20 protein-coding genes are annotated in these 20,892 nt (G+C 72.7%); 6 read left to right on the top strand and 14 right to left on the bottom strand.

The window, feature by feature from the left end; all coding sequences use genetic code 11:
- Nucleotides 1–29: 29 nt before the first annotated feature.
- Together Scani_RS28760 and Scani_RS28755 are read right to left on the bottom strand one after the other, a co-directional pair.
- Nucleotides 30–1,439, bottom strand: a complete 1,410-nt coding sequence (locus Scani_RS28760; protein WP_159480708.1) for a nitrilase-related carbon-nitrogen hydrolase — start codon at nucleotides 1,437–1,439, stop codon at nucleotides 30–32.
- Between the two features lie 162 nt (nucleotides 1,440–1,601).
- Complete coding sequence (locus Scani_RS28755; RefSeq protein ID WP_159480707.1) at nucleotides 1,602–2,093, bottom strand: MarR family winged helix-turn-helix transcriptional regulator; 492 nt, start codon at nucleotides 2,091–2,093, stop codon at nucleotides 1,602–1,604.
- Between the two features lie 52 nt (nucleotides 2,094–2,145).
- Between Scani_RS28755 and Scani_RS28750 the strand changes: the two genes are divergently transcribed.
- The gene (locus Scani_RS28750; protein WP_218039210.1) at nucleotides 2,146–2,790 is read left to right on the top strand and encodes a TIGR03086 family metal-binding protein; all 645 of its coding nucleotides are present in this window, start codon (nucleotides 2,146–2,148) and stop codon (nucleotides 2,788–2,790) included.
- Nucleotides 2,791–2,931: 141 nt separating this feature from the next.
- Here Scani_RS28750 and Scani_RS28745 read toward each other — a convergent pair whose 3' ends face one another.
- From Scani_RS28745 to Scani_RS28735, 3 genes are all read right to left on the bottom strand, one after another.
- Complete coding sequence (locus tag Scani_RS28745; protein WP_159480706.1) at nucleotides 2,932–3,429, bottom strand: GNAT family N-acetyltransferase; 498 nt, start codon at nucleotides 3,427–3,429, stop codon at nucleotides 2,932–2,934.
- A 227-nt stretch (nucleotides 3,430–3,656) separates the two neighbouring features.
- The gene (locus Scani_RS28740) at nucleotides 3,657–4,961 is read right to left on the bottom strand and encodes a pyroglutamyl-peptidase I (protein WP_159480705.1); all 1,305 of its coding nucleotides are present in this window, start codon (nucleotides 4,959–4,961) and stop codon (nucleotides 3,657–3,659) included.
- A gap of 497 nt (nucleotides 4,962–5,458) precedes the next feature.
- The gene (locus Scani_RS28735; RefSeq protein ID WP_371872387.1) at nucleotides 5,459–6,136 is read right to left on the bottom strand and encodes a TetR/AcrR family transcriptional regulator; all 678 of its coding nucleotides are present in this window, start codon (nucleotides 6,134–6,136) and stop codon (nucleotides 5,459–5,461) included.
- Between the two features lie 139 nt (nucleotides 6,137–6,275).
- Here Scani_RS28735 and Scani_RS28730 point away from each other — a divergent pair, with 139 nt between their 5' ends.
- A complete protein-coding gene (locus Scani_RS28730; RefSeq protein ID WP_159480704.1) occupies nucleotides 6,276–8,819 on the top strand; it encodes a beta-glucosidase family protein in 2,544 nt (847 codons plus the stop codon).
- A 50-nt stretch (nucleotides 8,820–8,869) separates the two neighbouring features.
- Here the strand turns inward: Scani_RS28730 and Scani_RS28725 are convergent, their stop codons facing one another.
- From Scani_RS28725 to Scani_RS28715, 3 genes are all read right to left on the bottom strand, one after another.
- Nucleotides 8,870–9,571, bottom strand: coding sequence for a DUF4097 family beta strand repeat-containing protein (locus tag Scani_RS28725; RefSeq protein ID WP_159480703.1), 702 nt, complete (start codon nucleotides 9,569–9,571; stop codon nucleotides 8,870–8,872).
- A gap of 121 nt (nucleotides 9,572–9,692) precedes the next feature.
- Nucleotides 9,693–10,736, bottom strand: a complete 1,044-nt coding sequence (locus Scani_RS28720; RefSeq protein ID WP_159480702.1) for an aldose epimerase family protein — start codon at nucleotides 10,734–10,736, stop codon at nucleotides 9,693–9,695.
- A gap of 142 nt (nucleotides 10,737–10,878) precedes the next feature.
- Entirely contained in the window at nucleotides 10,879–11,772 is an 894-nt protein-coding gene (locus tag Scani_RS28715) for an SGNH/GDSL hydrolase family protein (RefSeq protein WP_159480701.1), read from the bottom strand.
- A gap of 322 nt (nucleotides 11,773–12,094) precedes the next feature.
- Between Scani_RS28715 and Scani_RS28710 the strand changes: the two genes are divergently transcribed.
- Both Scani_RS28710 and Scani_RS28705 read left to right on the top strand, forming a co-directional pair.
- A complete protein-coding gene (locus Scani_RS28710; protein WP_088802014.1) occupies nucleotides 12,095–12,589 on the top strand; it encodes a DUF3145 domain-containing protein in 495 nt (164 codons plus the stop codon).
- A gap of 72 nt (nucleotides 12,590–12,661) precedes the next feature.
- The gene (locus Scani_RS28705) at nucleotides 12,662–13,552 is read left to right on the top strand and encodes an NAD(P)-dependent oxidoreductase (protein WP_159480700.1); all 891 of its coding nucleotides are present in this window, start codon (nucleotides 12,662–12,664) and stop codon (nucleotides 13,550–13,552) included.
- A 73-nt stretch (nucleotides 13,553–13,625) separates the two neighbouring features.
- Here Scani_RS28705 and fabF read toward each other — a convergent pair whose 3' ends face one another.
- From fabF to Scani_RS28680, 5 genes are all read right to left on the bottom strand, one after another.
- Entirely contained in the window at nucleotides 13,626–14,888 is a 1,263-nt protein-coding gene (gene fabF, locus Scani_RS28700; RefSeq protein ID WP_159480699.1) for a beta-ketoacyl-ACP synthase II, read from the bottom strand.
- 77 nt (nucleotides 14,889–14,965) lie between these two features.
- On the bottom strand, nucleotides 14,966–15,214 hold the full coding sequence (locus tag Scani_RS28695) for an acyl carrier protein (RefSeq protein ID WP_030991425.1): 249 nt from the start codon (nucleotides 15,212–15,214) through the stop codon (nucleotides 14,966–14,968).
- 105 nt (nucleotides 15,215–15,319) lie between these two features.
- Nucleotides 15,320–16,366, bottom strand: a complete 1,047-nt coding sequence (locus tag Scani_RS28690) for a ketoacyl-ACP synthase III (protein WP_159480698.1) — start codon at nucleotides 16,364–16,366, stop codon at nucleotides 15,320–15,322.
- Between the two features lie 13 nt (nucleotides 16,367–16,379).
- Nucleotides 16,380–17,330 carry an ACP S-malonyltransferase gene (locus Scani_RS28685; protein WP_159480697.1) on the bottom strand — a complete coding sequence of 317 codons (951 nt, stop codon included), beginning with the start codon at nucleotides 17,328–17,330 and terminating at the stop codon, nucleotides 16,380–16,382.
- 89 nt (nucleotides 17,331–17,419) lie between these two features.
- A complete protein-coding gene (locus Scani_RS28680) occupies nucleotides 17,420–18,604 on the bottom strand; it encodes a PucR family transcriptional regulator (RefSeq protein ID WP_129296582.1) in 1,185 nt (394 codons plus the stop codon).
- A gap of 57 nt (nucleotides 18,605–18,661) precedes the next feature.
- Here Scani_RS28680 and Scani_RS28675 point away from each other — a divergent pair, with 57 nt between their 5' ends.
- A complete protein-coding gene (locus Scani_RS28675; RefSeq protein WP_174872762.1) occupies nucleotides 18,662–19,333 on the top strand; it encodes a pirin family protein in 672 nt (223 codons plus the stop codon).
- 61 nt (nucleotides 19,334–19,394) lie between these two features.
- Here the strand turns inward: Scani_RS28675 and Scani_RS28670 are convergent, their stop codons facing one another.
- Entirely contained in the window at nucleotides 19,395–20,216 is an 822-nt protein-coding gene (locus tag Scani_RS28670) for a serine hydrolase domain-containing protein (protein WP_159480695.1), read from the bottom strand.
- A gap of 184 nt (nucleotides 20,217–20,400) precedes the next feature.
- On the opposite strand from Scani_RS28670, the gene Scani_RS28665 reads away from it, so the two are divergent.
- On the top strand, nucleotides 20,401–20,886 hold the full coding sequence (locus tag Scani_RS28665) for a MerR family transcriptional regulator (RefSeq protein ID WP_159480694.1): 486 nt from the start codon (nucleotides 20,401–20,403) through the stop codon (nucleotides 20,884–20,886).
- Nucleotides 20,887–20,892: the final 6 nt, after the last annotated feature.

Below are 20,892 nucleotides of genomic sequence, written 5' to 3'. Positions count from 1 at the left end.
ACGGGGGCGGGCCGGCAGGCGGGCGGCCGTCACCGCCCGTCCAGCTCCCTCAGCTCCCTCGGCCCATACAGCGCGTGGTCCGCGCCGGTCGCCAGGGCCCAGTAGCGGTCGCCATAGGACCAGTGCCACCACTCGGTCGGGTAGTTGACCAGTCCGGCGGCGTGCAGCGCGGAGTTCAGCACCCGGCGGTGGGCGCGGGCGGCGGGGGACAGGTCTGGCGCCGCCGTGTAGCAGGCGCCGTCGCTCTCCTCGGGGGAGGCATTGATCGGTGTCCCCATGTCGACTTCTTCGCCCTCCGCGGTGACGAGGGTGAGATCCACCGCGCCGCCGGCGCTGTGCGGTGCGATCTCGGGCGGCGACACATAGCGGCTGGCGGCCCGGTGGATATGCCCGGCCTCCCAGTCGGGGTGCGAGGCGCGCAGTTCGTCCGCGTACTCCTCGAAGTAGCGGCGCTGCAGTCCCGGCGGCCGGTAGCCCTCGACGATCTGCAGCCGCAGCCCGTCCGGCAGCGCCTTCTGCGCCGCCAGCAGCCTGTGCAGCACCCCTTCGCGCAGGTGCGCGAAGGCGCCCCGCACGTCCTCGCGGTGCTCGGCCACCAGCAGCTCGGGCGCCGCGGTCCGCACGTCCAGCAGCGGCTCGTCGCAGTCCTGGACCGGGATCGCGGCCACCGCCGGGTCGCCCATCAGCGTGATCCGGTCGCGGACATCGCCCAGCACCAGTTCCGCACCGTCCCCCGGCCCCGCCGCGCTCCACTCGGCGGCCGCCGCCACCCGCTCGCCGGACGGCAGCCAGACGCCGCTGAGGCCGCACCCCGAAGCGGAGGGCCCGGTCCCCGTGCCGTTGGCGAGCAGCACGTACAGCCCGTGCTCGCGTGCCAGGTGCCCGTACTGCGCCACCCGCTGCGCCGAGTCGTGGAAGGAGGCGGCGAGGTACACCCGGCACCCGTCCGCCACGGCCCGCGCCGGCACCTCGGGGAAGCTGTTGTCGAAGCAGGTGGCGAGCGCGAAGCGGATCCCGCCCAGGGTGAAGCGGCCGTCGGCGGTGCCCGGCGCGAAGACCGCGCGCTCGCCCTCTCCTTCGGCCCCGAACAGATGGACCTTGTCGTAACGGGTGAGCAGGGCGCCGTCCGGGCCGAAGACGAACGAGGAGATCGTCGGCCGGGCCCCGGCGCCGCGACCCGCCGCGTTCACCACCGCCGCGATGCCCGCCGCCCGGCACGCCTGGCGTACGGGGGCCAGCCGGGCGTCATCATCCGTGACCGTCAGGCCCGTCGGATCGGCGGCTATCAGGTCCAGGTCGTAGTGCGTCAGCGCGAGTTCGGGGAAGACCACCAGGCCCGCGCCGCGTTCGGCGGCCTCGGTGAGGAGCGCGGCCATCCGCGCGGCATTGGCCTCGATGTCGCCCGGTACGGGAAGGAATTGCGCGGCAGCAATGATCATCCGCTCATGATGCCCGGCTTCGGCCGGTGCCGGGCTCGGATGGGGGAGTCGACCGCAGGGGAAGCCGGTCGGATGCGGAAGCCGACGAGAGGGGGAAGCCGGTCGGAGGGGTCGGTTGGATGGGGGAGTCGACCGGATGGGGAAGCCGGTCGGGTGGGGACCTCAGGAAGCCGACGGTCCTCGTCCACGCGTCAGTTCCGGCAGTGTGGACAACGCCTGCAGGCCCTTGAGGAAGCCGGCGCGGTCGGCGGCCGGCAGCCGGGCGAGCAGTCGTTCCTCGCCCTGCTGGATCGCGGTCTGCACCGCGTCCCGCAGTCGTCGGCCCTCGGCGGTGAGCGACAGCAGACGGACCCGCCGGTCCTCGGGGTCGGGCTGACGGCGGATCAGCTCCCGGGACTCCAGATCGTCGAGGACGGCGATGATGCGGGTCTTGTCCGCCCGGATGGCCTCGGCCAGCGCCGCTTGGGTGCGGATCGGCGTCTCGTCGAGATGCAGCAGCACCGAGTACGCCCACATCGTCAGACCGTGCGCGTCGAGGATCGGCTGCTCGGCCGCCACGAGCGCACGCCCCAGCGGCACGATCATCGCCGCCAGGTCGGGACGGGTCGGCCGCCCCTCGGATGTGGCGCCGCGGTCGGCTGCGTTCTCGGCCATGGTCACGAAAATACCCGTTGACAAATCATACGCTCAAGCACATCGTAAGCGCATGCCTATGAATATCGAGGGTGTGCCCGCACCGCACGCGGACTTCGTGCGGCTCCGACGCCTCAACGCCCGGGCGGTCCGGGACAGCGTGGCCCTGATCGACCGCACGGCCCCCGGCGACCTCCGCAGGCCGACCCCCTGCTCGGCCTGGACGCTGGCCGATCTGCTCGCCCATATGACGGCCCAGCACAACGGGTTCGCGGCGGCGGCGCTCGGGCACGGGCAGGACCTGTCGCACTGGTCGGTCGGACCGCTCGATGCGGACCCCGTCGCGTCCTACCGCACCGCGGCCGACCACGTCATCGCCGCGTTCGCGACCGTGGAGGGCCCCGACCGTGCGTTCGCCCTTCCCGAATTCAGCCGCGCCCGGACGTTCCCCGCCGGCCGCGCGATCGGCTTCCACCTCATCGACTACGTGGTGCACAGCTGGGACGTCGCCCGCACCCTGGGCCTCACGTACGCGCCCGACCCCGAACTCCTGCAGGCCGCACTGCCGATCGCCCGCGCCGTCCCGGACGATGCTTCCCGGCTGGCGCCCGGCAGCGCCTTCCGGCCGGGGCTGGCCGCGGATCACGCCGCGGGCACCCTGGACCGGATCCTGGCGACTCTCGGCCGTTCGCCGGACTGGTGCCCTCCCCTTCGGTGATCGCGTCACCGGCCGCCGCGACGCGGTGACCGGTCAGGGAACAACGGTCGGCTCAGGCCCCTGGGCATTCGTCAACGGTGCATCCACACCACGCTCAGACGTTCCGTAGAGACGCGGCCCGGGGGAGCCGACTCGGATGTGTCACGAGGAGCGCGGCAGCGCGAGCCAGTCCTGCCAGGTGATGTCGCGGCCCAGGTAACGGGGCCGCTGGAAGGGCCAGTCGGCGGCGATCCACTGTGGCACCAGCGCGTCGAGCGCGCGCTCCGCCTCGCTGCCGACGAGGTCGTCCACCACCCACCAGGAGATCTCCCCGTCGGAGCCGGTGCGCTCGGGCGGGTCGATGTAGACGCAACCGAGGAGCGCCGTCTCCGCCTCGTCCAGCAGTGCGTAGTTGAACGACTGGTGCGCGGCGATCTCCTTCTCGTGCCGCAGCAGGTCGATGCGGTCCTCTTCATAGGTCATCGTCTCCTGGGGCCACGCCCAGGCCGGGCCGAAGATCTTCCACAAGCGCTCTCGGGAGCCCATCACGGCGGGGTAGTCGATCGCGGTGTCCGCCTCCCGGATCGGCCGCAGGTGAAGTGCGGTGTCGGGCAGGGGCACGGAGACGGGGTGGACGAAGTCCTCAGGCAGCCAGGTCATAAGGGCCGAGGCTACAACCGGTCGGCGGGGGCCGGTCCGGGTGGCGCGGGCGCCACGGTGGACGACCACCGGGCTTCGGCGCGAACGCCTGCGCGCAGCGCGCCGGGTGAACGAGCCGTTCCGCGCCCCGCCGCGGGCCCGCACCTCTTCGCGGGCCCGCGTTCCACCTCACTTCCCCCAGCGCACGGCCCTGCCCGGCCTGGCCCCGGCCCGCTCGCCCGTGCCCGTCAGCCCCGGGTGTCCCGCGCCGCCGCCGTCTCCGAGGCCGCCACCGTCACGATCGCCCGTACCTGGTCGGTGATCGCGACCCGGTGCCGTACGAAGTCCGGGTCGGTGACCTGGCCGTGTGCCGGGTCCGTGTTGCCGGGGCCGAACTCCAGGACCGGCGTGTGGAGATGGCCGCCCGGGAGCGCCGGGCGCACCGCGTCCCTCAGCAGGGTGGCCCGATAGGCGATCTCGTTGGAGAGGTAGTCACCGCCGCCGCCGGCGCGGGCCGTGGAACCCGGAGTCGGGCCGTCCGCCCGGTCGACCGGCTCGGTGCCGCCCGCCGGGATCTCCGTGACCTCGGTGTGGTCGACCACGGGGAAGGACCCGGTTCCGGCCGCCACGATCCGGGCGTACGGCAGGGTGGTGGTCGTCCACTGGGGCTGCGGCCGCACGGTCGGCACCCCGGCCGGAATCGGCACGGTCTCCGTACGGGACTCCCGAGCATTGTCCGGATAGCCGCCCCGCCAGGCCCCGTTGGTCCGCTCGACATCGAACCGGCCGGGGCGGCCCTGGCTGATGGTCGTGAACAGGTCGGCCTGCCGCGGGCCGGGCCGGAAGTGCGGCAGCAGGGTGTGCTCCACCGTGCCGTCCGCGAAGTCGGCCCACCGTACGGGGAAGACCGCGGTCTCGATCCGGGCCGGCTGCCCCGAGGCCGTACGCACCGTCGTCCCGTCCAGCGCCAGCGCCGCCGCCCCCGACGGATTGCTGCGCCGCGGATCGCCGTCCAACTGGAAGGGATCGAAGCCGGTCAGCACGATCCGCAGGACGTGCTTGCCCGCGGGCAGTGCGATCGAGTCCTGGCCGCGCGACCCCCGCTCCAGCGACCCGAGGAGCGCGCCGCGCTCGGACGCGGTCAGGCCGAAGTCCGGCTGCCACTGGCGCAGTTGCCGGGTCACCCCCAGCCGCGCCCAGTACAGCGGCCGGTCGTCGTCCCGGCTCAGGTCGCCGCCGTCGGGCCCGCGTCCCTGCGCCCGGTCCACGGCCCGCCGCCACAGCGCCCGTCCCTCGTCCGCGACATAACGCCGGGCCCCCCCGTAGGTGGTCACCCGCGCCAGCCCGCGGCCGAACTCCCGCTCCACCGCATCGAATCCACTGCGCCGCAGGATCTCCTGCGGCGCGGCCTGGGTCAGCCGCCCCTCCTCCACCGTGACATCCGCTGTGACATCCGCCGGGGCGGCCGCGGTGGCCGGCGCCGTCAGGGACAGCGGGGCGACGGCCAGCAGCGCGACTCCGAGCGCGCCCATCCTGGTACGTATGCGTCTCATGGGGGCGAGTAAAGCGGCGCGCGCGGCGGGGCGGAAGAGGCAGGTGTCGATACCCCGTTGCCCTGACTCCCGCCCGCCGGACGTCCACGGACAGGGTTCCTGATTCGGTCCGGTCCGGTCCACCACCGCGTCCGGCCATGCCCACGAGACTCAGGGGGATCTCTGTGGCCACCCCGCCGCCACCGCACGGCCCGCACCCGTACGCCCCGCCGTCCGCGGGACCTTACGCGCAGCAGCCCGCCGGCTCTTGTGCACCGCATCCGGGACATCCGGCGCGGGTCCCGTACCCGTACGCCCAGCAGTACCCGCACCCGCACCCGTACGCAGTGCCCCGGGCTGCCAGTTGTGCGGTGCTCAGCCCGCCGCGCAGGCCACCGTGCACGGACATCAGGGCCTCCGCTACCTGATGCGGTTCGGGCCCTCGCTCGACCCCGGCAAGTCGCTGCTGCGCCGGCCGGAGGCGGTGCTGTTCCTGGTGCCGACGACGGCACGGAGGATCAGTCCCCGTCCGACTCCTCGCCGATACCGGCGCCGCCCTGGCCTTCGCCCCGCCCCAGCAGCGCCAGGAAGTCCCGGAAGGCCGCCGGCATGTCCACGTCCTCCGGGTCCAGCAGCCACTGGAGTTGCAGTCCGTCCATCACCGCGGCCAGCAGCGGCGCCGCCCGCTCCGGGGTCAGGCCGCCGGGCAGTGTGTCGCCGCACTCGGCCCGCAGCACCTCGGTCATGGAGGCCCGTACGGCGCGGAAGCGGGATTCGAAGAACGCGCGGGCCGGGTGGTCCTCGGTGACGCTGTCGGCGGACAGCACCGTGTAGGTCTGCACGATGCCGGGGCGGGTGGCGTTGTAGTCGACGATCTGGGCGAGGGCGTCGGTGCGCCAGGTGTCGGACGCCGTGGCGGCCCAGGCCAGGTCCCAGCGGTCGCGCGCCTCCAGCACGCCGACCAGCAGCAGCTCCTTCGTCGGGAAGTGGTGCAGCAGCCCCTGCTGGGTCAGCCCGGCGCGCTCGGCGACGGCGGCGAGCGAGGTGCGCCGGTAGCCGCGTTCGGCGATGAGCTCCATGGCGGCCTGCAGGATCGCCTCGCGCCGCTCCGCGCTCCGGACCTCCCGGCCGCCACCGCTCCGCCGGCCGCCCGCTCCGCCGTCGGGTCGGGGTCCGTCCTGGTCTGGTGCAGTCACCGGCCGAGCGTATCCCTCGCGTGGAGATCCCGTACGACTGGTGTAACGGAAAAGTAACGGCACCTACCGTCCAGGAGGTGGGGCGGCGAGAATCCCGACAGGGGGGGAGGACGTCCACTCAGGAGCACCGGAGAACCACATGACCGACGCCCAGCCCCACTGTCCCACCGATGCCGATGACCACCACCGAGCCCGCGGCCACGCGCACGACTACACCGCAGTGGTGGAGCGGGCGCTCGCCGCGCTCGACCTCGACACCAAGGTCCGGCTGCTGTCCGGTCAGGACACCTGGAGCCTGCCGGCCGTGCCCGCGATCGGGCTGCGCTCGCTGGTCATGTCGGACGGCCCGGTCGGTGTACGGGGCCAGGAGTGGAACGCCGGGGACCCCTCGGTCGCGTTGCCCAGCCCCACGGCGCTGGCCGCCACCTGGGACCCCGCCCTCGCCCGCCGGGCCGGCCATCTGCTCGCGCAGGAGGCCCGCCGCAAGGGCGTGCACGTCCTCCTCGCGCCGACCGTCAACCTCCACCGCTCACCGCTGACCGGCCGGCACTTCGAGTGTTACGCCGAGGACCCGCTGCTCACGGGCGTGATCGGCGCCGGGTATGTGCGCGGTGTGCAGGAAGGCGGCGTCGGTACGACGGTCAAGCACTTCGTCGGCAACGACGCCGAGACCGACCGGTTCACCGTCGACAACCGCATCGCCCCGCGCCCGCTGCGCGAGCTCTACCTCGCGCCCTTCGAGCACATCGTCGAACACGCCCGTCCCTGGGGCGTGATGACCGCCTACAACCGGGTCAACGGCTCGACGATGACCGAGCACCGCGCTCTCGTACAGGACGTGCTGCGCGGCGAATGGGGCTTCGACGGCGTGAATGTCTCCGACTGGACGGCCGCCCGCGACACCGTGCGCGCCCTGCGCGGCGGCCTGGACGTGGCGATGCCGGGGCCCCGTACGGTCTACGGCGCGCCGCTCGCCGAGGTCGTCCGTGCGGGTGAGGTCGCGGAGACGGAGGTGGACGACGCGGTGCGCAGGGTGCTGCTGCTCGCCGCCCGTACCGGATGCCTGGAAGGGGTGCCGGGTGCGGTCGGTCCGGAGGCCGTTCCGCAGGGGATCGACGGCCGGGCGGTGGCCCGCGAGATCGCCCGGCGGGCGTGTGTCCTGCTGCGCAACGAGCCGGTGGACGGGGGCCGGCGGGCACTGCCGGTCGACGCCACGGCCCTCCGCAGGGTCGCCGTCATCGGGGCGGCCGCCCGCGAGGCGCGGGTGCTCGGCGGCGGGTCCGCGACCGTCTTCCCCGACACGGTCGTCTCCCCGCTGGAGGGGCTGCGCGCCGCGCTCCCCGACGACGTCGAGGTCGCCTTCGCGGTCGGTGCGGAGCCGCGTACCCGGGTGCCGCACGCCCGCGAGGGCTTCACGCTGCGCGCCCGCTACCTGGCCGCCGACGGTGAAGTGCTCGCGGAGACGCCGCAGTTCGACGGCAGGGTGCAGGTGATGGGCCGCTTCCCCGAGGGCGTCACCCGGCAGAACCTGAGCGCCGTCGAACTGACCGGCAGCTGCACCCCGCGGCTCACCGGCAGCCACACCCTCGCGGTCTCCGGCACCGGCGACCTGCGGCTGACCGTGGGCGGTGCGGTCCTCTTCGACGGCCGTTGCGCGCCCGAGGGCGGCGACCCCTTCGAGTCCTTCCTGCGCCCGGTCGAGCGGCGGGTGACGGCGGAGCTGACGGCGGGCGAGCGCGTGGACGTCGCCCTGCGGTTCGTGCCGGGCGGCCGGGACCCGGGCGACGGCCTGAGCGGGCTGAACTTCGCCCTGGGCCACAGCGAACCGCGGCTCGACGCCGACGCGGAGATCGAGGAGGCGGTCCGCGCCGCGGCCGTCGCCGATGTCGCGATCGTGGTCGTCGCCACCACCGATGAGGTCGAGTCCGAGGGCTTCGACCGCAGCGACCTGCGGCTGCCCGGCCGCCAGGACGAGCTGGTCACCCGGGTCGCCGCCGCCAACCCGCACACCGTCGTGGTCGTCAACTCCGGTTCGCCCGTGGAGCTTCCGTGGCGCACGCAGGTCCCCGCCGTGCTGCTGAGCTGGTTCCCCGGCCAGGAGGCCGGTGCGGCGCTCGCCGACGTCCTGCTCGGCGCCCATGAGCCGGGCGGCCGGCTCCCCACCACCTGGCCGGACCGGCTCGCCGACGCCCCGGTCACCGATGTCACCCCCGTTGACGGTCAACTCGCCTACTCCGAAGGGGTGTACATCGGCTACCGCGCCTGGCAGCGGTCCGCGCCCGCGCCCGCGTACCCCTTCGGTCACGGACTCGGCTACACCGACTGGGAGTACGAGTCGCTGGACACCACCCCCGACTCGGTGCGGGTGCGCATCCGCAACGCGGGCGACCGGCCCGGCCGCGAGGTCGTCCAGATCTATCTGGCGCCCACCGCGGACGCCGCCCCGGACGCTCCGGAGCGCCCGGCCCGCTGGCTGGCCGGCTTCGCCGTCGTGGAGGCCGGTCCCGGGGAGAGCGTCGAGGCCGAGATCCCGCTGCCGGACCGGGCGTTCGCGGTCTGGGACGCGGCGGACGGCGGGGAAACGGCGGACGGCGGCTGGCGCCGGGTCAAGGGCGTCTACCTCGTCGAGGCGGCGCGCAGCGTCGACGACCGGAGGCTGACGGCGGAGGTCACCGTCGGCTGACGCGGCCGGGGACGGGGGCGCCTTCGCGCACGGACGCCCCCACTGCCCCCTCATGAGCGAACCACCGTGACATCACCGCCACTCGATCGCGCCGTCACCTTGTGCGCGGAGTCCTCGTCCGTCGGGACGGAGACCTTGCGGTTGCCGCCGCTCGTCGAGGCGTCCACCGCGTACGAGCCCTTGGGCAGGCGGATGGTGACATCGCCTCCGCTGGTCCGGCCGGACACCTCGTCGGGCGCCGCGGACAGCGCGAGGTCCACGTCCCCGCCGCTGGTCTTCGCCTTCGCCGTGCGGGCCGCGGAGTCCGCGACGTTGATGTCGCCGCCGCTGGTCTCCGCGGTGATCCCGCCCGCGGCGCCGTGCACGGTGATGTCCCCGCCGCTGGTCCGCAGCTCGACGGAGGCGTTGCGCGGCAGCAGGACGCGGTAGCTCACCTCGCACTTGCGCCCCATGCCGCATTCTTCGGCCTTGAGCGTCAGGCGGCCGTCCTTGACGCCGTGTGCGGGGGTCGGCTTCCGCTCGTTGTACACGTACTTCTCCGTCACCTTCACCGACCCGCCGGCGTCCAGCGGCACGACCTCGATGTTCCCGCCGTGCGTCGTCGCGGAGAGCGCGGTGACCTTGTCGTGCACGGTGTACGTCCGCTCCGCCTCCTTCGACGGGCCGTAGCCCGACAGCGAGCAGCCGGTGATCAGCACGGCCGATGCCGCACTGGACAGCACGAGAAGGGGAACGTGGGGGCGGCGGGCCATGGCGAGAGGTCTCCCTGGGCAGGCAACGGACGGAGGACCGGAGAGCCGGTCATCGCTCATCGTTCCTTTTTCGCCGCCCCGACGCGTCGCCGCACAGGATGACCTTGCCCGTCCCCCGCCCTTAAGGGTTTCCCGCACTCCGCGGCCGCGCCGAGAACGCGTACACGGTCTTCGACCGGTAGCGCTCGCCGGGCCGCAGCACCGTCGTCGGGAAGTCCGGGCGGTTGGGGGAGTCCGGGAAGTGCTGGGTCTCCAGGGCGAGGCCGGCCGCCGGACCGTAGGGGACGCCCGAGGTGCCCGTCAGGGTGCCGTCGAGGTGCCCCGCGGTGTAGAGCTGCAGGCCGGGCTCGGTGGTGGACAGCTCCAGGACGCGGCCCGAGCGCGGGTCGTACAGCTCCGCGACCGCACGCGGCGCCGCGCACACCCCGCCGTCCAGCGCGAAGTTGTGGTCGTAGGCACCCGCCACCGCACGCGCCGTACGGAAGTCGAAGCGGGTACCGGTGACATCGGCGGGCGCCCCGGGCACCGGAATGCCGGTGTCGTCGACGGGCGTGTACCGGGACGCCGCGAGCCGCAGCTCATGGCCGGCGGCGCTGCCGCTGCCGTCTCCGCCCAGGTTGAGATAGGTGTGGTTGGTGAGGTTGACGACGGTCGGTGCGTCGGTCGTCGCCTCCGAGACGATATGCAGCGCGCCCCCGGTGAGCGTGTACGTCACGCGGACGTCCAGGGCGCCGGGAAAGCCCTCCTCGCCGTCCGGACTCACCCGGTGCAGCCGCACCCCGCCCTCGACCTCCTGGGCGTCCCACACCACCCGGGAGAAGCCGCCCGGCCCGCCGTGCAGACTGTGGCGCCCGTCGTTCGGCGCCAGCGCGCGGGTCGTGCCGTCGAGCACGAAGGACGCCCCGCCGATCCGGTTCGCGTACCGCCCGACCAGCGCGCCGAAGTACGAGCCGCCGTGTGCGGTGTACGACGCGAGGTCGGCGAACCCCAGCGCCAGCTGCCCCCGCGTCCCGTCCCGGTCCGGCGCCTCCACCGTCTGGACGATCCCGCCGTACGTGAGGACGCGGACCCGCAGCCCGCCCGGGCCCGACTCCAGGGTCCAGCGGTCGACACGGGTGCCGTCGTCCAGCGTGCCGAAGGGTTCCCTGCCGACCTGCGTCTCCATGCGCGTGAGCCTATGCCCGCGGCGGGACGCCCACCGTCCGGGGCCCGCGCCCGGACACCGACGACGCGCGGACGCGCGCTAGGACCTGTCTTCACAGTCCCGCCTGCCCTGCGGGCGAACGACGGGACTGTGAAGACAGGCCCTAGGACCCTGCCCGGCTGATCGTGCGGAACGCCAGTGCCGCCAGTTCCTTCTGGCCGCGGGCGCCCGGGTGGAACCAGTCCCAGGTGCTCAACTGGCGGCCGGTGAAGCGGTAGTCGAAGACCGACTTGTCGAAGCGGCACAGCGGATCCTTGCCGCACACCTCGGCCAGCGCCGAGTTGTAGGCCATCACCTGCTCCCGCACGGTCGCCCGGCGGTCCTGCGCCGCCTTCGTCAGATCGTCCGGATCGCGCAGCATGGACCCGCAGATGCCCAGCTTCCACACCTGCTTGCCGAGGGGGTTCTTGCGCCCCTCGGACCACAGCCGCAGCAGGTCCGGAACCGCCGCGACATACACCTGGGTGTGCGGCAGGGCCCGCCGCAGGCGCTTCATGGACCGCGCGAAGTCGGCGCGGAAGGCGGCCTTCGGGGTCATCGCGCCGACCTCGCGCCGGCAGGCGTCATTGGCGCCGATCAGGACCGTGACCAACTCGGGCTTGCGGGCGACGGCGTCGGACATCTGGCCCGGCAGATCACTCATCAGGGCACCGGTACGGGCGAAGTTCCAGCTGTGTGTGGCGGGGCGGTCGACCAGCCGTCGGGCGAGGCTGTCGACCTTGGGGTCGGTGCCGGTGGCCCAGGAGACCCGGGGGCAGTCGGAGAGCAGCGTACAGGCGTCGAAGCCGACGGTGATCGAGTCACCGAGCGCCGCGATCGAGTGGGGGTCGGTGTGCCATACGGGCGTCGGCTTGGGGTGCGGCTTGTCCGGATGGCCGCCGTCGGCGCCGCAGGAGGCGAGCGCGATCACCAGCGCGGACGCGAGGGCCACGGTGCGTGAGGAGCGGAGGCCGAAGCGGATGCGCCGGGGGCGAACAGGCCGATCGATCCGCGTCATCCCCTGTCCCCTCCGGCGTGCGAGTGATATCTCTTCGGGTACCGACGGTACGTCACCCCCTCGACCGGCACCGCGCGGTAGCTTTGCCCCGTGCCTGCCGGGCGGTGACCCAACGTGGCAAGTGCAGTCGGCACAGACAAATTACATCACGTCATTTCCTGTCCCTTTTGCGGCAAATTCCGCCTAATGGTGTTTACTGTAGGTCACCAGCATGCTGGTGCCGAAGTGGTCACTGGGGCAGAATGACAACTGTCCCGGCCGCAACCGGAACGGGCACGAGGCCGCTGGGGAAGGCGAACCTCGAACCGCACTGGAGGTCCCGGTGACGACACGTGGAGTTCTGTACGTCCACTCCGCTCCGCGCGCGCTGTGCCCGCACGTCGAATGGGCCGTCGCGGGCGTCCTCGGTGTGCGCGTCAATCTCGACTGGATCCGCCAGCCCGCGTCCCCGGGCACCTGGAGAGCCGAGTTCTCGTGGCAGGGGGAGGCCGGTACCGCCTCCAAACTCGCCTCCGCGCTGCGCGGCTGGCATCTGCTGCGCTTCGAAGTGACCGCGGAACCCTGCTCCACCGCCGAGGGCGAGCGCTACAGCTCCACCCCCGACCTGGGCATCTTCCATGCCGTCACGGGCATCCACGGCGACATCCTCATCCCCGAGGACCGGCTGCGCGCCGCGGTCGCCCGCTCGGCGCGCGGCGAGACCGAGCTGGCCGCCGAGGTCGACAAGCTCCTCGGAAAGCCCTGGGACGACGAGCTGGAGCCCTTCCGTTACGCGGGCGAGGGCGCCCCGGTCCGCTGGCTCCACCAGGTCGTCTAGGGGCAAGGGCCGCCCCCCCCGACACGCGGCAGCAGTTGCCTTGGAGTCCGCTCCACGGCCTAGCGTGCCGTCATGGCCGACAACAACTCTTCCGACGCCCTGTCAGTAGCGGTGCTCGGCACCGGAATCATGGGTGCGGCGATGGCCCGCAACCTCGCGAGGGCGGGTCTGGACGTCCGTGCCTGGAACCGTACGCGCGCCAGGGCCGAGCCGCTGGCCGCCGACGGGGTCAGGGTCGCCGGCACTCCCGCCGAGGCGGTGGACGGCGCCGAGGTGGTCCTCACGATGCTGCTGGACGGGGACGCCGTCCTGGACGCGATCAGGCAGGCGGCGGACGCGCTGCCGGCCGGTGCCCTGTGGCTCCAGACGAGCACGGTCGGCGTCGAGTCCCTGCCGTCGCTCGCCCGGTTCGCCGACGAGCACCGCCTGCGGTTCGTCGACGCCCCGGTGCTGGGCACCAAGGCCCCTGCGGAGAAGGGGGACTTGACGATCCTGGCGGCCGGTCCCCAGGACGTCAGGGAGCGCGCCGAGCGCGTATTCGGCATTGTCGGGAGCCGGACCCAGTGGATCGGCGAGGACGCGGGGAGCGGGACCGCCAGCCGTCTCAAGCTCGTCGTCAACAACTGGGTGCTCACGGTCATCAACGGTACGGGTGAGTCCCTCGCGCTCGCCGAGGCGCTCGGAGTGGACCCGCGCGCCTTCCTCGACGCGGTCGCCGGCGGGGCGCTCGACCTGCCGTACCTGCGGCTGAAATCCGAGCTGATCCTGTCCGGCGACTACCCGCCGAGCTTCACGGTGTCCGCGGCCCGCAAGGACGCCCGGCTCATCACGGAGGCCGCCCGGGACGCCGGCGTAAGGATGGATCTGGCCGAGGCCGCCGGCGAGCGCTTCCGGCGGGCCGAGGAGCAGGGCCACGGCGAAAAGGACGGCGCGGCCGCGTACTTCGCGAGCTTCGGGGGCTGAGCGGCGCGCGGCCGGGAGGAACGCCGAGGGGCCCGCCCGGTGAAGTCACCGGGCGGGCCCCTCGGCTTGCGTGTCAGACCGAACGGAAGGCCAGCACCACGTTGTGGCCGCCGAAGCCGAACGAGTCGTTCAGGGCCGCGATCCGGCCCTCGGGCAGCGCGCGCGGCTCGCCGCGCACGATGTCCGCCTGCGCCTCGGGGTCGAGGTTGTCGATGTTGATCGTCGGCGGGGCGACACGGTTCTTGAGCGCGAGGACCGTGGCCACCGTCTCGATACCGCCGGCGCCGCCCAGGAGGTGACCGGTCATCGACTTCGTGCTGGTGACCGCCATGTGGTCGACGTCGTCGCCGAAGGCCTTGCGCAGCGCCCTCAGCTCCCCGACGTCACCGGCCGGCGTCGAGGTCGCGTGCGCGTTGACGTGCACGATCTCGGCGGGCTTGAGGTCGGTGTTGTCGAGCAGGTTCTGCAGCGCCGCGGCGATGCCGTTGCCGGACGGCTCGGGCTGCGTGATGTGGTGGGCGTCGGAGGAGATGCCCTGGCCGACGGCCTCCGCGTAGACGCGCGCGCCGCGCGCCTTGGCGTGCTCCTCGGACTCCAGGACGATCACGCCCGCGCCCTCGCCGAGCACGAAGCCGTTGCGGTCGACGTCCCAGGGGCGGGAGGCGCCCTGCGGGTCGTCGTTGTTCTTGGACATCGCCATCATGTTGCCGAAGGCCACGATCGGCAGCGGGTGGATGGCGGCCTCGGTGCCACCGGCGACGACGACGTCGGCGCGGCCCGAGCGGATCATCTCGATCGCGTAGCCGATGGCCTCCGCGCCCGACGCGCACGCCGAGACCGGCGTGTGCACACCGGCGCGGGCGTTGAACTCGATGCCCACGTTGGCGGACGGCGAGTTGGGCATCAGCATCGGCACGGTGTGCGGGGAGACGCGGCGTACGCCCTTCTCCTTGAGCACGTCGTACTGGTCCAGCAGGGTCGTCACGCCGCCGATGCCGGAGGCGATGACGGCGCCGAGCCGGTCCGGATCGACCGACGCGTCCTCGCCCGCCTTGGCGGCGAAGCCCGCGTCCTTCCAGGCCTCCTGGGCCGCGACGAGCGCGAACTGCGCCGAGCGGTCCAGCTTGCGGGCCTGCGGGCGGGGCAGGATCTCGGTGGGTTCCACGGCGATCTGGCCGGCGATACGGACGGGCAGCTCGGCCGCCCAGTCCTGCTCGAGAAGGCTGACGCCGGAACGTCCGGCGAGCAGGGCCTCCCAAGTCGAAGCGCTGTCGCCACCCAGCGGTGTGGTTGCGCCGATACCGGTGACGACCACGGTGCGATTGGTCGCGTTCACGGGAATTCTTACTCCACGGGTAGAGGGGTCTGAATCGACGGCGCCACCGCGGGGTGGCGACATGCGCGGGAGCTGGATCAGCTCTGGTGCTTGAGGATGTACTCGGTCGCGTCGCCGACCGTCTTGAGGTTCTTGACGTCGTCGTCCGGGATCTTCACGTCGAAGCGCTCTTCGGCGGCGACGACGACCTCGACCATGGACAGCGAGTCGACGTCCAGGTCGTCGGTGAAGGACTTGTCCACCTGGACGTCCTCGGTGGGGATCCCGGCGATCTCGTTCACGATCTCGGCGAGACCGGCGACGATCTCTTCCTGAGTGGCGGCCATGATGGCGCTCCTTCGGTCATTTTATGGGGAAACTGCGTTACTTGCGGTGAGGATCCGTGCGACGGCCGACACGTCCGAGGACGTACGGCCCTGCGCAGATCTTGCCTAGGGGAGGGTAACGACCGTCGCGGCGTAGACGAGACCCGCCCCGAAGCCGATGACCAGCGCGGTGTCGCCGCTCTTGGCCTGCCCGGTCGCCAACAGCCGCTCCATGGCGAGCGGAATGGAGGCTGCCGAGGTGTTGCCGGTGGTCTCCACGTCGCGGGCGACCGTCACGCTCTCCGGCAGCTTCAGAGTCTTCACCATCGAGTCGATGATCCGCATGTTGGCCTGGTGCGGGATGAAGACGTCCAGGTCGTCCGGGCTGACTCCGGCCACGTCCAGCGCCTGCTGGGCGACCTTGGCCATCTCGAACACCGCCCACCGGAAGACCGACTGGCCCTCCTGGGTGATGGCGGGGTACCGGATCTCCTCCGGAGCCGGGCGGCCCTCGGGCGCGTCCCCTCCGGGGAGCGGGGTGGAACGGTAGACGTCCCAGCCGAGGGTCTGCTTGATGGTCTCGGACTTGTCGCCCTCCGAGCCCCAGACGGTCGGGCCGATCGCGGGCTCCGTGGCCGGGCCGACGATCACCGCGCCGGCGCCGTCACCGAACAGGAAGGCCGTCGCGCGGTCCTCCAGGTCGGTCAGGTCCGAGAGCCGCTCGACGCCGAGGACCAGGACGTACTCCGCCGAGCCCTCGGTCACCAGGCCCTTGGCCAGGGTCAGGCCGTAGCCGAAGCCGGCGCAGCCCGCCGAGATGTCGAACGCGGCCGGCTTGCCGGCACCGATGCGGTGCGCGATCTCGGTCGCGATGGCCGGGGTCTGCTTGAAGTGCGAAACGGTGGAGACGATCACGGCGCCGATCTGCTCGGGCGTGATGCCCGCGTCGGCGATCGCCTTGCCCGATGCCTCGACCGACATGGTCGCGACGGTCTCCTCGGGGCTCGCCCAGTGGCGGGTCGCGATGCCGGACCGTGAGCGGATCCACTCGTCGGACGAGTCGATGTGCTTGAGGATCTCCTCGTTGGGCACGACACGGGTCGGGCGGTATCCGCCGACGCCCATGATCCGCGCATACGGGGCGCCCTTCGAGGGCTTGATCTTCGAGGTCATGCGCTTCGGACTCCTATTCGGCCGGTGCAGCGTTGTCGGCGTGTCCGGCGATCAGCGTGCGGGCCGCGTCGAGGTCGTCGGGCGTCTTGAGGGCGAGGGTCTGCACGCCGGGCAGCGCGCGCTTGGCCAGACCGGTGAGCGTGCCACCGGGAGCCGCCTCGATGAGCGCGGTGACACCGAGCTCCTTGAAGGTCTCCATGCACAGGTCCCAGCGCACGGGGTTGGCCACCTGGCCCACCAGCCGCTGCACCAGTTCCTGGCCGGAGGAGACCAGCTGACCGTCCTTGTTGGAGACGTAGCGCGTGAGCGGATCGGCGACCGACAGCTGGGTGGTCGCCGATTCCAGAGCCGAGACAGCGGGTGCCATGTGGTGAGTATGGAACGCGCCGGCCACCTTCAGCGGTACGACCCGGCGAGTGCCCTCCGGCTTGTTCTCGACCAGAGCGGCGATCTGCTCGGCCGTGCCGGCGGCGACGATCTGGCCGGCGCCGTTCACATTGGCCGGGGTCAGGCCCAACTGCTCCAGATGCGGGATGACGACGGCCTCGTCACCGCCCAGCAGGGCGGCCATACCGGTCTCGGTGACGGCGGCGGCCTCGGCCATCGCCTGGCCGCGCCGGCGCACCAGCTTCATCGCGGCCTCGTCGGAGACCGTGCCGGCCAGCGCGGCGGCGGCCAGCTCACCGACGCTGTGGCCGGCCGCGGCGCCGACCTGCGCGGCGACGGCGTCGGCCGTCGCGAAGAGCTGCCGGGCGGAGATCAGGGCGGAGGCCACCAGCAGCGGCTGCGCCACCGCGGTGTCGCGGATCTCCTCCTCGTCCGCCTTGGTGCCGTAGTGGATCAGGTCCAGGTCGATGGCGTCCGACCAGGCACGGAGCCGGTCCTCGACACCGGGGAGGTCGAGCCAGGGAGTCAGGAAGCCGGGCGTCTGAGCGCCTTGGCCGGGAGCGACGAGTACGAGCACCCTCACACTCTCTCTTGTGGGTGGTTCCGCCCGCCCGTGGGGACAGGGACGAAGAACCATCGGGGGAATTGTTGGTGTCCGACAAAAGTCTAGGGTTGCGCCTCACCGTCAGCCAGACGCCCCAGAATCAACGCGATACGGAGGGTGAACGCCGAGCGCACATCGGAGGGTGACCAGCCGGTGACGTCGGTCACACGTCGCAGCCGATAGCGCACGGTGTTGGGGTGCACGAACAGCATCCGGGCGGCACCCTCCAGGCTGCTCGCCTGCTCAAGGTAAACGCTCAGCGTCTCCAGAAGTGCCGACCCCGCTTCCTCCAGCGGTCTGTAGATCTCCTCCACCAGCTGGTCGCGGGCGACCGGGTCCGAGGCCATCGCGCGCTCCGGCAGCAGATCGTCGGCGAGCACCGGCCGCGGCGCGTCGGGCCAGGCGGCACACGCCCGCAGACCGGCCGCAGCGGCCTGTGCCGAGCGGGTCGCGGCCAGCAGGTCGGAGACGACCGGGCCAGCCACCACGGCACCGGCGGCATACGGGCCGATCAGCGCCTTCGCGGCCTTCAGCGGATTGTCCGAGCCGCCCGCGATCACCACCAGGCGGGAGCCCAGCACACCGGTCAGCACCTGGAGCTTGGCGTGCCGGGCGGCCCGCCGGATCGCCTCCACGGTCAGTTCGCTGTCCCCGTCCGGGGCGGTGCCCAGCACCACGCACACATGCTCGGGGGAGTTCCAGCCCAGCGCCGCCGCGCGGGAGACCGCGCCCTCGTCGGCCTCGCCCGACAGCACCGCGTTGACCACCAGCGACTCCAGCCGGGCGTCCCACGCGCCGCGGGCCTCGGCGGCCTGGGCGTAGACCTGGGCGGTGGCGAAGGCGATCTCCCGGGCGTAGACCAGCAGCGCCTCGCGCAGCACGGACTCGTCGCCCGGGGCCGCGACCTCGTCGATCGCGGACTCCATGACCTCGATGGTCGTGCGGACCATCTCCACGGTCTGCCGCAGGGTGATCGCCCGGGTCAGCTCGCGCGGCGCCGTGCCGAAGACATCGGTGCTGATCGCCTGTGGGGTCTCCGGGTGCCGGAACCACTCGGTGAAAGCGGCGATACCGGCCTGTGCCACCAGGCCGATCCAGGAGCGGTTCTCCGGGGGCATCGCGCGGTACCACGGCAGCGTGGCGTCCATGCGGGCGATGGCCGCGGCCGCCAGTTTGCCGGAGGAATTCTCCAGGCGCCGGAGGGTGGCGGAGTGCGGGTGCGCGTCGCGCGATGCGGGTTCAGACACGGGACAAGCCTGCACTATCGGGGCGGGAGGGTGCGGGGGCGGGGCTACGGTGGGCCCATGATTCAGGTGCGCAGAGGCCATGAACGGTATCCGGGCGGGGACGCGGAGGCCGGGATCGAGTCGCTGCACGCGTTCTCCTTCGGGCCCCATTTCGACCCGGACAATCTGCGCTTCGGCGCGCTGATCGCCTGCAACGAGGAGCGGCTGGCGGCCGGCGCCGGTTTCGACGAGCATCCGCACCGCGACACGGAGATCGTGACCTGGGTGGTCGAGGGCGAGCTGACCCACCGCGACTCGGCCGGCCACGCGACCACGGTACGCCCCGGTGATCTCCAGCGGCTCAGCTCGGCCGGTGGCGTACGGCATGTGGAGCGCAACGACGGCGCGCAGCCGCTGCGCTTCGTCCAGATGTGGCTGGCGCCGCTCGCGTTCGGCGGTGAACCGTCGTACGAGGTGGTGCGCGGTATCGCCGACGGCACGCCGTACGCGGTCGCGCGGGCCGGGGCCCTGCTGCATCTGCGCCGCCTCGCCGAGGGCGAGCGCACCGCGGTCCCGGATGGCGCACGGGCGTATGTGCATGTGGTGCGCGGCGCCGTACGGATCGGCGAGGAGCGCCTGGAGGCCGGCGACGAGGTGCGGATCACCGACGGGGTGGGGCTGGAGCTGCGGGGGCTGACGGCGGCGGAGTGCCTGGTGTGGGAGATGGGGGCGGAGTCGGCGTCCGGGTGAGCCGGCGCCCGGCCCGGACAGCGGCGGCAGCGCCCCCCGTCGTCCGGGCCGTACGGCGCCGTCAGGCCGACTGCGCCAGCTCGGCCAGCACCGCGTCGGTCAGCTGCGGCCAGGCCTCGACGGCCCACGGCCCGAAGGCCCGGTCGGCCAGCGCCACACACGCCGCGCCCGCGTCCGGGTCCACCCACAGGAACGTCCCGGACTGCCCGAAGTGTCCGAACGTGCGGGGCGAGGACGCGCTGCCGGTCCAGTGCGGCGACTTCCCGTCGCGGATCTCGAAGCCCAGGCCCCAGTCGTTGGGCTTCTGGTGGCCGTAGCCCGGCAGCACCCCCGTCAGACCGGGGAAGGCCACCTGCGTCGCCTCCGTGAGCGTCTGCGGTGCGAGCAGCCGCGGCGCCTGCAGCTCCGCGGCGAACCGGACCAGGTCGGCGACGGTGGAGACGCCGTCCTTGGCGGGTGAGCCGGGCAGGTCCGTCGCGGTCATCCCGAGCGGCGCGAGCACCGCCTCGTGCAGATACTGCGCGAAGGGGATGTCCGTCGCCTGGGCGAGGTGATCGCCCAGCGCCTCGAAACCGGTGTTGGAGTAGAGCCTGCGGGTGCCCGGCTCGGCCATCGTGCGCTGCTCGTCGAAGGCCAGCCCCGATGTGTGGGCGAGGAGGTGACGGACCGTGGACCCCTCGGGCCCGGCCGGCTCGTCCAGCTCGACGGCGCCCTCCTCGACGGCCAGCAGGGCGGCGTACGCGGCCAGCGGCTTGGTGACGGACGCCAGCGGGAAGCGGTGCTCCTGGGGGCCGTAGGATCCGGCCACCGACCCATCGGCTCGTACGACGGCGGCCGCAGCGGTGGGCACCGGCCAGTTCTCGATCATCCGCAGGCTCTGCATGCCCACGAGCCTAGGCGGTGACCGGTCCGCGCCGCCCCGGAGGTCCGGTGTCCCCAAATCCCGGTCAAGTCTGCCCGCGATCCGCACTTGCCTGGAGTGCACTCGAAGTCTCTAGCGTTGAGGACGTCGAGAGGCTTCCGGCGAAAAGGCCGGGAGACATCCGGCGATACAGGGGAGACGGGGTATGGCGGTAACGCAGAGCGCACCGGTCACGAGCGGGGCCGCGGACCGGAGGCTGCCGGCGAGGCCGCGCGACTGCGGCCTCGCACCCCCGCACCCGCGGCCCGCCGGCCGGGACCAGTACACGATCGGCGAGGTGGCGGAGCACACCGGGCTCAGCGCACACACCCTGCGCTGGTACGAGCGCATCGGCCTGATGCCGCACGTGGACCGCACCCACACCGGCCAGCGGCGCTTCACCAACCGCGATCTGGACTGGCTGAGCCTGGTGGCCAGGCTGCGGCTGACCGGCATGCCGGTCGCGGACATGGTCCGCTACGCCGAGCTGGTGCGGGCGGGGGAGCGCACCTTCGCCGAGCGCGAGGAGCTGCTGACCGCGCATCGCGAGGACGTACGGCAGCGGATCGCCGAGCTGCAGAGCACGCTGGACGTACTCGACTACAAGATCGACATCTATGCCGACGCCCGACGGGCGTCCGAGAGGTTCTGAGGGCTC

The organism is Streptomyces caniferus, assembly GCF_009811555.1.
Taxonomy (GTDB): Bacteria; Actinomycetota; Actinomycetes; order Streptomycetales; family Streptomycetaceae; genus Streptomyces; species Streptomyces caniferus.
Note: the sequence above shows the minus strand (reverse complement) of the source record. Positions and strands in the feature narration are given on the sequence as shown.